General features: G+C 61.6%; 12 protein-coding genes. 11 read left to right on the top strand and 1 reads right to left on the bottom strand.

Going from position 1 to position 13,691, the window contains the following annotated elements:
* The first annotated feature begins 197 nt into the window (after positions 1-197).
* The 5 genes from FKZ61_RS24480 (at position 198) to FKZ61_RS16085 (ending at position 5,376) form a co-directional block, all read left to right on the top strand.
* Positions 198-425, top strand: a complete 228-nt coding sequence (locus tag FKZ61_RS24480; RefSeq protein ID WP_141611156.1) for an FmdB family zinc ribbon protein — start codon at positions 198-200, stop codon at positions 423-425.
* 44 nt (positions 426-469) lie between these two features.
* Positions 470-1,258: an SRPBCC family protein gene (locus tag FKZ61_RS16100; RefSeq protein WP_141611155.1), complete on the top strand. Its 789-nt coding sequence runs from the start codon at positions 470-472 to the stop codon at positions 1,256-1,258.
* 337 nt (positions 1,259-1,595) lie between these two features.
* Positions 1,596-2,078: a (2Fe-2S)-binding protein gene (locus FKZ61_RS16095; RefSeq protein ID WP_141611154.1), complete on the top strand. Its 483-nt coding sequence runs from the start codon at positions 1,596-1,598 to the stop codon at positions 2,076-2,078.
* Between the two features lie 29 nt (positions 2,079-2,107).
* Positions 2,108-4,465 (top strand): xanthine dehydrogenase family protein molybdopterin-binding subunit, encoded by a 2,358-nt coding sequence (locus FKZ61_RS16090; protein ID WP_141611153.1) that lies wholly within the window; start codon positions 2,108-2,110, stop codon positions 4,463-4,465.
* 44 nt (positions 4,466-4,509) lie between these two features.
* A complete protein-coding gene (locus tag FKZ61_RS16085) occupies positions 4,510-5,376 on the top strand; it encodes an FAD binding domain-containing protein (RefSeq protein ID WP_141611152.1) in 867 nt (288 codons plus the stop codon).
* Between the two features lie 492 nt (positions 5,377-5,868).
* On the opposite strand, the gene FKZ61_RS16080 is transcribed toward FKZ61_RS16085, so the two are convergent.
* Positions 5,869-6,664 (bottom strand): IS5 family transposase gene (locus tag FKZ61_RS16080; RefSeq protein WP_407659933.1). Its coding sequence is split into 2 segments (ribosomal slippage): positions 5,869-6,096 and positions 6,098-6,664, totalling 795 coding nucleotides; the frame shifts between segments, so codons are not numbered across the junction.
* A 179-nt stretch (positions 6,665-6,843) separates the two neighbouring features.
* On the opposite strand from FKZ61_RS16080, the gene FKZ61_RS16075 reads away from it, so the two are divergent.
* The 6 genes from FKZ61_RS16075 to FKZ61_RS16050 all read left to right on the top strand — a co-directional run bounded on the left by FKZ61_RS16075 (position 6,844) and on the right by FKZ61_RS16050 (position 13,689).
* Positions 6,844-8,997: a DUF1156 domain-containing protein gene (locus FKZ61_RS16075; protein ID WP_141611151.1), complete on the top strand. Its 2,154-nt coding sequence runs from the start codon at positions 6,844-6,846 to the stop codon at positions 8,995-8,997.
* Between the two features lie 24 nt (positions 8,998-9,021).
* Positions 9,022-10,062 carry a hypothetical protein gene (locus FKZ61_RS16070; RefSeq protein WP_141611150.1) on the top strand — a complete coding sequence of 347 codons (1,041 nt, stop codon included), beginning with the start codon at positions 9,022-9,024 and terminating at the stop codon, positions 10,060-10,062.
* Positions 10,063-10,536: 474 nt separating this feature from the next.
* Entirely contained in the window at positions 10,537-11,445 is a 909-nt protein-coding gene (locus tag FKZ61_RS16065; RefSeq protein ID WP_211358593.1) for an AAA family ATPase, read from the top strand.
* A 10-nt stretch (positions 11,446-11,455) separates the two neighbouring features.
* On the top strand, positions 11,456-12,610 hold the full coding sequence (locus FKZ61_RS16060) for a vWA domain-containing protein (protein WP_141611149.1): 1,155 nt from the start codon (positions 11,456-11,458) through the stop codon (positions 12,608-12,610).
* A 13-nt stretch (positions 12,611-12,623) separates the two neighbouring features.
* Positions 12,624-13,370 carry a Uma2 family endonuclease gene (locus FKZ61_RS16055; RefSeq protein ID WP_170199833.1) on the top strand — a complete coding sequence of 249 codons (747 nt, stop codon included), beginning with the start codon at positions 12,624-12,626 and terminating at the stop codon, positions 13,368-13,370.
* Positions 13,363-13,689, top strand: coding sequence for an XdhC family protein (locus tag FKZ61_RS16050; RefSeq protein ID WP_141611147.1), 327 nt, complete (start codon positions 13,363-13,365; stop codon positions 13,687-13,689). The genes FKZ61_RS16055 and FKZ61_RS16050 overlap by 8 nt, the downstream gene beginning before the upstream one ends.
* Positions 13,690-13,691 lie beyond the last annotated feature (2 nt).

Here is a 13,691-nt window from a genome sequence, read left to right as displayed (position 1 = left end):
CAGGGACAAGGGGGGAGTCGGTGATCGGGGGATCGGGTGATTCGGTGATTGGGCGAGATACTCTCCTGGTCACCCAATCACCCAATTACCCAGTCCCCTGGTCACCTCCTTGACGTCGGCCGGTCAACCGCATACAATGGGGCCAGATCACTGGCCTGAACAATGGTAAGCGACCCGTCCAGATCAAGGAGCTGAGCATGCCACTGTACGAGTATTTCTGCCCGGAATGCAACACCACGTTCGAGTCGCTGCGCCCGTCCTCCATGGCGGATGCGCCGGTCGCCTGTCCCCACTGTGCCCGGGAGTCCTCGCAGCGCATTCTATCTTTATTCGCCAGCAGCGTCAAAGCCAGCGGTGAGGGGGGCCTTCAGCCGGTCGGCGTCGGAGGGGGCTGTTGTGGCGGCGGCACCTGTGGCTGCCATTAAGATGTTGAAACCATCCGGCGTTTCAACGTCCCAAGGAGCCGACCATGGAAATTAAAGGCACACACACCTTCAGCGCTCCCCGGGATGTGGTCTGGGACGCGTTGATGGATCCCACCGTTTTGGCCAAGGCGCTGCCCGGCGGTGAAAAGCTGGAAAAGGTGGACGAAAATCGCTACAAGGCCGCCATGCACGTTCGAGTGGGGCCGGTCCAGGGGCGCTTTGAAGGCGAGGTGGAGTTGACGGACATCCAGCCCAAGGAGCGCTATCGCCTGCGGGTGAGCGGCCAGGGCACGCCGGGCTTCGTCAACGGCGAAGGGACCCTGGAGCTGCAGGACACCGAGGACGGCGGGACCCTGCTTCAGTACGCGGGGGAGGCCCAGGTGGGCGGCCGCATCGCCAGCGTAGGCCAGCGCCTGTTGGACAGCACCGCGCGCTCCCTGGTGCGCCAGGGGCTCCAGGCCCTGGAGGAACAACTCCAGGCCCGCCTCCACCCGCCGGAAGAGGCCCCGGCTGCAGAGGCGGAGCCCGCGCCGGCGAATGGCGGCCAGGCGAAGGCGGCCAGTGCGACCGAGGGCGATGCGACGGAGGGCGGTGATGCCCAGGCGTCCGCCCCGTCCACGTCCAAGGACGCTTCGACCTCTACCTCCTCTACCTCCGCGGGAACCGGTCCATCGGCCACCCGGGTCGCCGTCCAGGTGGCCAGGGACGTGGCCCAGGACCTGGCCTCGGACTACATTCCACCGGAAAAGCAGGAACGGGTCTTCTTCTTCATGCTGGGCGCGCTGGCCATGCTCCTCTTCACGGTGCTGGTGCGCCTGGTCCAGCGGGACTGACAGAGCCGTGCCCCGTGGCCGCGCGGGGCACGGCGGTATTCCTCGATTTTTCGCCTCCATTGACACTGTTCAACGCTTGCGCTAGAATCAGAATCGTCGGTGTAGACCGTGGGGGCTCCCTGCTCGCGGGGCCTACCTCAGTGCCGCCCCACCCCACGATCAGACCCGCAACGCCCTGACCACATCCCAACCGGCTTTCGTCTTTTTTCTGATAACCGCTTTCAGCCCGATTTCCATATCAGACGCCGAACCCGTTTCGGTGGAGTTCTCCAGCCTCCTGGCTGTTCAACCACGGTTTTCAGGATCCTTTTCGGACTCACACAGGAGAATACTCACCATGAACGTACCGATCCAACTGGAAATCAACGGAAAGTCGGTCGCGCAGGAGGTGGAACCCCGCCTGCTGCTGGTCCACTTTCTGCGGGATGTCCTGGGCCTGACCGGCACCAAGGTCGGCTGCGACACCAGCCAGTGCGGCGCCTGCACCGTGCTGATGGATGGCAAAGCGGTCAAATCGTGCACCGTCCTGGCCGTCCAGGCCGACGGCAGCCAGATCACCACCATCGAAGGCCTGGCCCACGACAGCGAATACCATCCCGTCCAGCAGGCCTTCTGGGAACAGCACGGCCTCCAGTGTGGCTACTGCACCCCCGGCATGATCATGTCCGTCCTGGACCTGCTCCAGAAGCACCCCCAGCCCACCGAGGCCGAGATTCGGGAGGGGTTGGAAGGCAACCTCTGCCGCTGCACCGGCTACCACAACATCGTCCGGGCCGTCCAGGAAGCTGCCACCCGCCTGCAGGCTGAACCCGTCGCCTGAAGGCCCACGGGAGAGAGGAGAGACTGACCATGACTGAGCAAGGGATTGGTGCTGCTATTCGCCGCCGGGAGGACCCGGCCCTCATCACCGGCAAGGCCAAGTATACCGACGACCTGCAACTGCCCAACATGGCCTACGTGGCCATCCTGCGCAGCCCTTATAGCCACGCCCGCATCCGCAGCATCGACACCTCCGCCGCCAAAGCCCTGGACGGCGTCGTCGCCGTCTTCACCGGCCAGGACGTGGCCGACAGCGGCATTCCGGGCACCGTGCCGGTAGGCTGGCTGCTGCCCAACCTGAAGACCCCCGCCCATCCCATCCTGGCCAAGGACACGGTGCGCTACGTGGGGGACGGCGTGGCCGTGGTGGTGGCCGAGGACCGTTACACCGCCTACGACGCCCTGGAGCTGATCCAGGTGGACTACGAGCCCCTGCCCGCGGTGGTCAACCCCAAGGCCGCCACCCAGGAAGGCGCTCCCCAGATCCACGAAGAGGCGCCCCGCAACATCGCCTTCGACTGGGAGATCGGCGACAAGGCCGCCACCGATGCCGCCTTCGCCAACGCGGCCCACGTGGCCCGGCTGGAACTGGTCAACAACCGCCTGATCCCCAACGCCATGGAACCCCGGGCTGCCCTGGCCGACTACAACAACATCACCGGCGAGCTCACCCTCTACATGACCACCCAGAACCCCCACATCCACCGGCTGCTCATGTCCCTGGCCTCCCTGGGCCTGCCTGAGCACAAGATCCGGGTCATCGCGCCGGAAGTGGGCGGCGGCTTCGGCAGCAAGATCCACCACTACCCCGACGAAGCCATCGTGTCCTGGTGCTCCATGCAGCTGGGGCGGCCGGTCAAGTGGACGGCCACCCGCTCCGAAACCTACCTGACCGACGCCCACGGCCGGGACCACGTGACCACCGCGGAGATGGCCCTGGACGAGAACGGCAAGATCCTGGGCTTGCGGGTGGAAACCTACGCCGCCATGGGCGCGTACCTCTCCACCTTCGCCCCGGCCGTACCCACCTACCTCTACGGCACCCTGCTCTCCGGCGAATACGACATCCCGGCCATCCACTGCCACGTCATCGGCACCTTCACCACCACCGCACCGGTGGATGCCTACCGGGGCGCGGGCCGGCCCGAGGCCACCTACGTGGTGGAGCGGCTGATGGACCAGGCTGCCCGGGTCACCGGCCTGGATCCGGTGGAGATCCGCCGGCGCAACTTTGTCTCCCCGGACAAGTTCCCCTTCCAGACCCAGGTGGCCCTCCAGTACGACAGCGGCAACTATCCCGCCGCCCTGGAAAAGGCCCTCTCCATCATCGACTACGACAAGTTCCGCCAGGAGCAGGCGGCGCTGCGCCAGCAGGGCCGCTATCTGGGCATCGGCTTCTCCTGCTACATTGAAGCCTGTGGCCTGGCCCCCTCCCAGGTGGTGGGCTCCCTGGGCGCCCAGGCCGGCCAGTGGGAGAGCGCGGTGGTGCGGGTGTTGCCCACGGGCAAGGTGATGGTCTACAGCGGCTCCTCCGGCCACGGCCAGGGGCACAAGACCACCTTCGCCCAGATCGTGGCCAGCGAACTGGGCGTCCCCTACGAGGATGTGGAGATCATCGAGGGCGACACCGCGCAGATTCCCCACGGCTGGGGCACCTACGGCAGCCGCAGCGCGGCCGTGGGCGGCAGCGCCATCGCGGTGGGCGCGCGCAAGGTGGTGGAAAAGGCCCGTAAGATCGCGGCCCATCTGCTGGAGGCCGCGGAGGAGGACCTGGCCTTCGAGAACGGCAAGTTCTACGTCAAGGGCTCGCCGGACCAGGCCAAGACCATCCAGGAAGTGGCCTTGCAGGCCTACCTGGCCCACAACCTGCCCAAGGGCATCGAGCCGGCCCTGGAGTCCACCACTTTCTACGACCCGTCCAACTTCACCTTCCCCTTCGGCACCCATGTGGCCATCGTGGAAGTCTTCCCGGAGACGGGCCGGGTGGAGCTGCGCCGCTACCTGGCGGTGGACGACGTGGGCAACATGATCAACCCCATGATCGTCCACGGCCAGATCCACGGCGGCATCGCCCAGGGCGTGGGCCAGGCCCTCTTCGAGAGCGCAGTCTACGACGAGAGCGGCAACCTGGTCACCGGCACCATGATGGACTACGCCGTGCCCAAGGCCCACTTCCTGCCCTCCTTTGAGACGGAGCACACGGTGACGCCCTGTCCCCACAACCCCCTGGGCGTGAAGGGGGTGGGCGAAGCCGGCACCATCGCCTCGCCCGCCGCGGTGATCAACGCGGTGGTGGATGCCCTGTCGCCCTTCGGCGTCGAGCACGTGGATATGCCCGTCACACCGGAGAAGGTCTGGCGCCTTTGCCATCGCAACGGCGGCCAGTAGGCCCATGCCCTTTCCGCATCGCCCATTCCAAGGGGAGGATTGACATGTACCCAGCCAAATTCGACTATCATCGTCCATCATCGGTGCAGGAAGCCGTGAGCCTGCTTCAGGCCAACCCGGATGCCAAGGTCCTGGCCGGGGGGCATAGCCTCCTGCCGGCCATGAAACTGCGCCTGGCCCAGCCGGCGGCCCTGGTGGACATCGGCCGCATTCCGGGCCTCTCTGGTGTCAGCCTGGCTGACGGCCGGCTGCGCATCGGCCCCCTGACCACCCACGCAGAGCTCGCCTCGTCGGAGCTGGTGCGGCAGCACTGCCCCCTCCTGGCCGAGGCCGCGGGGGTCATCGGCGACCGGCAGGTGCGCCACCGGGGCACCATCGGCGGCAACCTGGTCCATGCCGACCCGGCCTCGGACCTGCCGGCGGTGGTGGTGGCATTGGACGGCGTCCTTCACCTGACGGGGCCGGGCGGCGAACGGCAAGTCTCGGCCGCCGACTTCTTTGTGGATCTGCTCACCACCGACATCCAGCCTGGTGAGTTGCTCACGGCCATCGAGGTCAGCACCCTGGGGGCCGGCAGCGGCTCCTGCTATCTCAAGTTCGAGCACCCGGCCTCGGGGTACGCCGTCTGCGGAGCGGCGGCCATCGTCCAGCTGGACGGCAGCGGCCGGTGCAGTGGGGCGCGGCTGGCCCTCAACGGCGTCTCGGTCAAGCCGGTGGACGCAGGCGCGGTCACCGGTGCGCTGGTGGGCCAGGCGCTGGACGACGCCACCATCGACCAGGCGGTGGACGCCCATCTCTCCATCCAGGATCCCATGGGGGACATCTACGCCTCGGAGGAGTATCGCCAGGCCCTGGCCCGGAGCTATGCCAAACAGGCCCTCAAGCTGGCCCGGGACCGGGCCCGGGGGTAGAGGATGGCTACGTGGCACCAAGGGGGGCGGGCCTGCAGGCCCGCCCCCCTGTTTTGTTGCCATTGGCCTGTTGCCGTTTGACAGGTCAAATCTCCTATGGCCTGAAAAGCTAAACATTACTCGATTCCCATGGTACACTACGGCTGGATCTGACCGGAGGGGCAGCCCGTCGGCATATGAGACAGTAGTAGGTATATACCAAAAGAACATCATTCATCATGGTGGACTCGGCGGGAATTAGGAAGATGTACGCGTTGTAGGAAGTATCGGCCTCAACATGCGCACCGCTTGTCAATGTCAATCTCGAGTTGTCTCGCCGGATACTGGACCTAACCGAACGCGAACTGGCTCTGCAGCTATCGCGGTTCTTAAGAAGTGTTTGCGAAGAGCTTCGGCTCGTGCCGAAGAACTACGCCGTAGCGCTGAATCTCGAGTTCATCTCGAGCGGCTCGCCAAAGCTGCCTATGAGTCTAAGAACCTGTATGAAAAGGGTCATGTAGGCGCCAAACGGCGCAGCATGATGCGAATCATGGCGATATGAATGAACGCTTCACTGCTTGCCGGCAGCCGTTCGTAGTCTTTGGAGAGCCGGCGGTTGAGACCCAGCCAGGCGAAGGTCCGTTCGACAACCCAACGCCGAGCCAGAATGGTGAAGCCCTTCTGTCCACGGGGCGGTGTCACCGGCTGCAGACGGAAACGAAAGCGCCGGGCCACCCAGTCTTAAAGGGGGATCTCGATAGGCACCGTCGACCCAGAGAAGACGCAGTTTCTTGCCGAATCCGGCCAGTCGTCCCAGGAGCATGCGGGCGCCGTCTCGGTCCTGCACCGAGGCCGCCGTCACCAGCACAGCCAGGAGGAGACCGGTGGTATCGACCAGGATGTGGCGCTTGCGTCCCATGGTCCGTTTCCCGCCGTCGAAGCCGCGGATGCCCATCGGGTTCACCCCCGTCTTGACCGTCTGGCTGTCGATGCTGCCAGCCGTCGCATGTTTGTGTCGCCCTTCCCGGCGGCACACCTCGGCCCGCAGCGTGTCGTGGATCCGCTGCCACGTACCGTCGTCTCGCCACTGGCGAAAGTAAGTGTAGACACTTGGCCACGGCGGGTACTCTCTAGGCAGCATCCGCCACTGGATGCCACTGACGGTCAGATAGAGAATCCCATTGACGACCTGGCGCATATCCAGGCTGCGCGGTCGTCCTCCAGGTTTAGCCGGTGGAATCAGATCCTGGATAATGGCCCACTGGCTGTCGGTCAGGTTGGTTGGGTATCGTTGCGTGTTCACAAACACAACGTTTACCACGATTTGGCCGATAGCCGCTACTTTTCATACAGGTTCTTAGGCTATCGGATTCAAAGCTACCAGGCTGCCGTAACTAGAAGCTGCAATGCCCATTTATGAGCTGGTCCACTTCAGCAATTTTAGAAGTCTCGAGTCTACTCTACCACGACTGCTTGGAGGATGGTGGCATGATTGAACATGATTTTGACATTAGTTTCATTGCAAACCTCGCCTTACGTGAAAAGCAAATTCAGCAGAACTACCGTCCGGTCATCGCTGTCCACAAATGGTTCGCCCGCCGTCCCGGAACACTGTTCCGCGGCTTGTTGTTGTCTGAGTTCGGTAGCAGACCACTTACGCAAACCTTCTTCGACTCCAATGATCTTTCTGGCATTCGTGTTGCGGATCCGTTTATGGGAGGGGGAACTCCGTTGTTGGAGGCTAACCGAATGGGCTGCGAGGTTATTGGCTTTGACATCAATCCGATGTCCTACTGGATTGTCAAGCAGGAGCTTGAACACCTTGACCTGGCCGCATATGAGCGAACCGCAAACCGGTTACTTGAAACGTTGGAGAAGGAACTCGGCCATCTTTATAAGACACAGTGTATTTACTGTGGTTCCGATGATGCTCATGCCAAGTATTTTCTCTGGGTCAAAACACGTGCTTGCACAAAATGCGGAGAAAAAATCGATTTGTTCCCGGGCTTCTTAGTGGCTCGAAATGCTAGACACCCAAAGAACGTTATTATCTGTATGGAGTGTGGCGAACTTAACGAAGTAGAAGATAAATCCCAACTGGGTAAATGTCGCTACTGCCGCTCGTCACTCCGACTAGAAGGACCCGCGAGGCGGGGGGTATGCCAATGCCCAAGTTGCGGGACCGATAATCATTTTCCCACATCGGATAAACGCCCCGAACATAAATTGTTTGCTATCGAATACTACTGTCCTATATGTAAGCCCAGCCATCAGGGAAGATTTTTCAAAAAACCGGACGAACTGGATTTAGAAAGAATAAGAGAGGCTGATTCCAAGTGGCAGAACATTCACTCCAGATTTGTTCCGGATGATCCTATACCCAGTGGAGACGAAACAAACCGCCTTCACCGTTGGGGATACCGGTATTACCGAGAAATGTTCAACAGCAGGCAGTTGCTTGGCCTGGAAATGGCCGCGCGTTTCATTTCCCGAATAACGGATGAACGGGTGCGTGGCGCGTTGGCCACCAATCTCTCAGATCTTCTTCGTTACCAAAACATGCTATGCCGATATGATACCATGGCCCTGAAATCGCTCGATATATTCTCGGTTCACGGATTTCCGGTTGGTCTAATCCAGTGCGAATCTAACATGCTAGGTATCGTCGATCCGGATAAGGGAACAATCGTCGGTAGCGGTGGGTGGGCGAACATAATCGAAAAATTCAGGAAAGCAAAGTCATACTGCGATGCCCCGTTCGAAGTGCGTAATAAGGGGCGGAAGAAGGAAATTGTTCCTATTCCTGGTGAATGGATAGGTGATTACCACCATAGCCCACTGGAAGGGGAAAAGAGAAAAATCGAACTTATTTGTGGTGACGCTGCCGAAGCCGATTTACCAGATAATAGTCTGGATGCGGTCTTAACCGATCCACCGTATTTTGGAAACGTGCAATACGCGGAACTAATGGATTTTTGTTATGTTTGGCTCCGACGGCTAGTTGAGAGGGATGCTCCTTTCGCGTTCCTAGCGTCTTCCACACGTCGCCCGGAAGAATTAACGGTCAATGAAGTCATGGGCCGAGGATTGGAACATTTCACACAGGGCCTCAGCACAGTTTTTAGGAAGATGGCGAGAGCACTGAAACCAGGAGCCCCTCTCGCCTTCACCTACCACCACAACGACATAACCGCCTATCTCCCCCTAGTTGTTGCCATTCTTGATGCAGAACTAACCTGTACAGCTTCGCTCCCGTGCCCGGCAGAGATGGGCGCCTCGATACATATCAATGGAACTGGATCATCAATCGTAGACACGGTCTTTGTGTGCCGTTCTACAGGATCGATTTCCGAAGAAGACTTGGCGAGAACACCTCGCGAGGTCGCTGTTCTGGTGAAACGTGATGTGGAAGCACTTAAAGCTGGTGGTGTAAAAGTAACTGAAGGAGATTTACGCTGTATAGTCTACGGCCATTTGACTCGATTGGCGATTTGGGGTCTCCGACACGCTTGGGATAATGCCAGTGAGACTGCCGAAAAACTTTCTAAAGTCGAAGCGTGGCTTCAGAAATTCGGCAGTTGGGAAGATATAAGACGCTATCTTAATACGATTACGGGGCGCGACAGCATTCCAACGCTGTAACCATGACGAAATACGGAGGAAAACATGCAAAAGTTTCCTTTTGAAGCCACGGTTGAAGAGATTCTGAATGACCCAGAACCGTTTGTTAACGCAGTTTTTTCTTGTTTGGAGTCGGAATTTCTTGTTATGCCCAAGGGAACAGGTTTTGTCGAGTATGCTGTCTTCGAACGGGGATACGAAGCACTGAAGGTAGCAACCAGAAATTTTACGCAGATGTTACCGGAGCGGATATTTTCGGTAACAGTCGATGAGCCTATCTCCATCGTTGTTTTACGAACTATGTTGGGATTTACACCGCCCGAATGGGCATATGTGGCGACTCAGAGGACTGGAGTTGAGATCTCACAGGGCTTCATACGTTCTCTTGACCGCAAAGTGCGAATGACCCCAGAAATGCCACTGAACATTAGTGGTGTTACAAGGCCTCGTCTGGAAGCGTTAATCCGTACAGCGTGCCAATTGCTGGCCGAAGGGGTTCCTGAGATTCGTGAAGATCAGATTCACAGACTGGATAAAGCTGACACGAAAAGGGGGCTGGAAAGTGTCCGGAATCTTGCCGGGATGGGTGTCCCCTACGCCATGTTACTATACGAGAGGTTTCTCGGTAGACCTTTCGCCGGGCATAGGGACTCAGTGAGTGAGCTTATCGGCGATAGCCTTGAATCTGCGATTGAGGAGATACTGAGCAAGGCAGGGATAAGCTTCCGCAAGACCAGGCGGGCCGAAAAAATCGAAGGCTTTGATCAAGCACCAGACTTCATCATACCGAGTGAATTTAATCCTCAGGTGATTATAGAAGCAAAGATTACAGAGGATGATGGGACAGCGCGAGATAAGGTTACCCGCATACAGCATCTTGGCGAATTGAGTCTCGCAGGGCGGTCTACAGATGATCCCAAATATGAAGTCATCGCTTGTATCGGTGGACGCGGTTTTGGCGTTCGTCGGGAAGATATGAAAAAACTACTTATCGCCACCAGAGGTAAGGTTTTTACCGCAAAGACGTTGGATCAGATGCTTCAGCACACACGCCTCAAAGAGTTTATATCTAAAAATCTGCTTTAATAGGGGTAGATAAGATCCAAGCGGCACAGCATCAATTGATGGCCTATTGCGTACCTGGACTACGATAGCGTCCACTGGCTTTTGTCCAAAAAATCATTGGATTGATAGTGTGTCACTGACTGTCGGTCAGAGCGTTTGGGTATAGTTTATGCTGCCTTTTGGCCGACAGCTGTTACTTTTCAAATAGCACTTTAACTGAGGCCAGAACGAACATTGTCCTCCAATGGAGACAGGCAGTTCAATCTAGTTGGCTTGTTGGATTGCAGGTGAAGCGGACGCCGTTGGGCTTTGCTCCTCCGCCCCATCCTTGACCCCCACCGCAAATCCGGTACAATACCCCATGGGGCCCGGCGCCCCACCCGTCCCTGCCTGAACTGCGGGAATCCAGTCCGCCGGCACGAAAGCGGAGGGAACGGCGCCAAGACAGCGACGCAGATTAACCGGCGCAGATAAACCGGAGCGGAGATAGCCACCTTGACAGCCATCGACCAGATCACCTCCATCGCCCAGGTGGAAGCGGCCCTGGCCGACCACCACTACATCAGCGAGCGCAGCCTGGCCACCGCCATCTTCCTGGCCCTCAAGCTGGGCCGCCCCCTCTTCCTGGAGGGCGAGGCCGGCGTGGGCAAGACCGAAGTGGCCAAGGTGCTGGCCTCCCTCCTCCAGCGCCCCCTCATCCGCCTCCAGTGCTACGAGGGGCTGGACGTCAACACCGCGGTCTACGAGTGGAACTACACCCGCCAGATGCTCCAGATCCGCCTCATGGAGGCCGCCGGCCACGTCCATCTGGACGCCGCCCAGCAGGAGCTCTTTAGCCCCGCCTTCCTCCTGCGGCGGCCCCTGCTCCAGGCCATCGACTACGGCCAGGGCGAACCGCCGGTCCTCCTCATCGACGAGCTGGACCGGGCCGACGAGGAGTTCGAGGCCTACCTGCTGGAGGTCCTCTCCGACTTCCAGATCACCGTGCCCGAGCTGGGCACCATCAAGGCACCCACGCCGCCGGTGGTGGTCATCACTTCCAACCGCACCCGGGAGATCCACGACGCGCTCAAGCGGCGCTGCCTCTACCACTGGATCGACTACCCCTCCTTCGAAAAGGAGTACCGCATCGTCCTGGCCCGGGTGCCCCAAGCTCCCGAACAACTGGCCCGCCAGGTGGTGGCCTTCGTCCAGGAGCTGCGCCGCCAGGAGCTCTACAAGCTGCCCGGCGTGGCCGAAACCCTGGACTGGATCACCGCGCTGGTAGCCCTGGATCAACGGGAGCTGGACCCCGCGGTCATCGCCGATACCCTGGGGACCCTCCTCAAGTACCGGGACGACCTGGAACAGGTCCAGCAGCTCGGCGTGGAGCGGATCCTGGCCCGCTCCCAGATGATGGAGTGACGGACAGGCCATGACCGACGGACGGCTGGAGACGGGCGGCCACCTGCTGCGCCACTGTGTGCTCTTCGGCCAGTACCTGCGCAGCCTGGGGGTGCCGGTGACGCCCACCCAGATGGTGGATCTGGTGGAGTGCCTGCGCTTCATCCAGATCGGCAACCGGGAGGACTTCAAACACAGCGCCCGGGCCGTGCTCATCAACCGCCGGGAACACCTGCCCATCTTCGAGCTGGCCTTCGAACGCTTCTGGCGGCTGTACCCGGACGGGGACAAGGCCCGAGCCGAGCTGGGGCAGATCCTCCAACGCCGCCGGGGCCAGATCCAGCAGGCGCTGGTGGCCAACGGCCAGGAGCCGCCTCCGGCCCAGGAAGAGCGGGATGAGCCCCACATCGACAAGATCTACACCTACAGCGACCTGGAGGTGTTGCGCCACAAGGATTTCGCCCAGCTGGACGAAGCCGAGCTGGCCGCGGTGCGACAGGCCATGGCCGCCATCCGCTGGGATCCGGAGCCCCGGCGCACCCGGCGCACGGCCCGGGCCTCCCACGGCGCCCTGGTGGACCTGCGCCGTACCCTCCGCCAGAGCCTGCGCCACGGGGGCGAGCCCCTGACCCTGGCCCGTCGTCGCCGCCGCTACAAGCGCCGGCCCCTGGTGGTGCTCTGCGATATCAGCGGTTCCATGGAGCGCTACGCCCGGCTGCTCCTTCAGTTTATCTACGTGGTCACCAACCAGTGGGATCGGGTGGAGTCCTTCGTCTTCAGCACCCGGCTCACCCGCATCACCCGCCAGCTCCGCCAGCGGGATGTGGACCGGGCCCTGGACGACGCGACCCGCGCCGTCCACGACTGGGGCGGCGGTACCCGCATCGGCGAGGCCCTCAAGCACTTCAACTACCGCTGGGCCCGCCGGGTCCTGGGCCAGGGCGCCATCGTCCTCATCATCAGCGACGGCTGGGACCGGGGCGACATCGACCTGCTGGCCCGGGAGATGGACCGGCTGCATCGGAGCTGCCACCGGCTGATCTGGCTCAACCCCCTGCTGGGCGCACCCAACTACCAGCCCCTGGTGCGGGGCATCCAGGCCGCCCTGCCCCATGTGGACGACTTCCTGCCTGTCCACAACCTGGCCAGCCTGGAACAACTGGCCGAGGTGCTGGCCCAGACGTGAAAGGAAGATGCCCGTGGACGAGTTTACCTACGGCCGCCGTCAGGTGGTGACCTATGACCACACCGGCCAGCCCCACTACCAGTACCGGCCGCTGACGCCCGAGGATTTCCTGGATCCCCAGGAGGGGGACGCCTTTTTCCATGGCCAGCGCCACGACCAGGTGGTCCAGGCCTTGACCCGGGCCCTGCGCTGGCACTACCGCTTCCACCCCTCGACCATCGTCCTCCAGGGCGTCAAGATCCGCTGGGCGGACCGCTCCCTGCCCGGGCCGGCGCCGGATCTGGCCGTGGTCCTGAAGGGGAGCGAGCCCCGACGCCCCCGGACGTTTTTCGACGTCCAGCAGGAGGGCGCCCACCCCCGCTTCGTCCTGGAGGTGACCTCTCCCCGCCTGGCCCACCTGGACCGGGAGGCCAAACGGGAGATCTACGCCCGGGCCGGGGTGGAGGAGTATTTCCTGGTCGACTGGGACGACCCTGGGGCCGAGCCCCGGCTGGTGGGCTACCGCCTGGCGCATGGCGCCTACGTGCCCCTGGCGCCCGACGTCCAGGGGCGGCTGGTGAGTCAGGTGCTCCATCTGGCCCTGCAGGCGCAGCCCGGCGAGACAGGCGTGGCCTGGGTGGACCTGCGCACCGGGCGGCCCATCACGCCGGAGCCCGGCTGGACCGATTCCCCGGCTGAAGCCCAGGCCGAGGCCCACGCCCGGGCCCGCTCCATCGCCGATTCCTTGAGTTCGTTCCTTGCAGGAGGAGACCATGCGTGAACTGCTCCCCGAAATCGAACGCTGGCAGCGAGAAGGCAAACAAGTGGCCCTGGCCACGGTGGTGAAGGTCTATGGATCCGCGCCCCGGCCCCTGGGCGCCAAGATGGCCATCTCCTCCGCCGGTGAGATGGCCGGCTCTGTCAGCGGCGGCTGTGTGGAAGGGGCCGTGGTGGAAGAAGCCCTGGCGTGCCTGCAGCAGCCTCCCGGTGCCGGACGCTCCCGCCTGGTGGAATATGGCATCAGCGATGAGCTGGCCATGTCCGTCGGCCTGGCCTGTGGCGGCACCATCCAGGTTTTTGTGGAACCGCTGGACTGGTAGCC

This window comes from Litorilinea aerophila (assembly GCF_006569185.2).
In the GTDB taxonomy this organism is placed as follows: domain Bacteria; phylum Chloroflexota; class Anaerolineae; order Caldilineales; family Caldilineaceae; genus Litorilinea; species Litorilinea aerophila.
Note: the sequence above shows the minus strand (reverse complement) of the source record. Positions and strands in the feature narration are given on the sequence as shown.

What these genes read in the sequence shown, in the direction of transcription:
- FKZ61_RS16100 (WP_141611155.1), top strand. Translation starts at nt 470, where the DNA reads ATGGAAATTAAAGGCACACACACCTTCAGCGCTCCCCGGGATGTGGTC.
- FKZ61_RS24480 (WP_141611156.1), top strand. Translation starts at nt 198, where the DNA reads ATGCCACTGTACGAGTATTTCTGCCCGGAATGCAACACCACGTTCGAG.
- FKZ61_RS16075 (WP_141611151.1), top strand. Translation starts at nt 6,844, where the DNA reads ATGATTGAACATGATTTTGACATTAGTTTCATTGCAAACCTCGCCTTA.
- FKZ61_RS16085 (WP_141611152.1), top strand. Translation starts at nt 4,510, where the DNA reads ATGTACCCAGCCAAATTCGACTATCATCGTCCATCATCGGTGCAGGAA.
- FKZ61_RS16070 (WP_141611150.1), top strand. Translation starts at nt 9,022, where the DNA reads ATGCAAAAGTTTCCTTTTGAAGCCACGGTTGAAGAGATTCTGAATGAC.
- FKZ61_RS16060 (WP_141611149.1), top strand. Translation starts at nt 11,456, where the DNA reads ATGACCGACGGACGGCTGGAGACGGGCGGCCACCTGCTGCGCCACTGT.
- FKZ61_RS16050 (WP_141611147.1), top strand. Translation starts at nt 13,363, where the DNA reads ATGCGTGAACTGCTCCCCGAAATCGAACGCTGGCAGCGAGAAGGCAAA.
- FKZ61_RS16090 (WP_141611153.1), top strand. Translation starts at nt 2,108, where the DNA reads ATGACTGAGCAAGGGATTGGTGCTGCTATTCGCCGCCGGGAGGACCCG.
- FKZ61_RS16095 (WP_141611154.1), top strand. Translation starts at nt 1,596, where the DNA reads ATGAACGTACCGATCCAACTGGAAATCAACGGAAAGTCGGTCGCGCAG.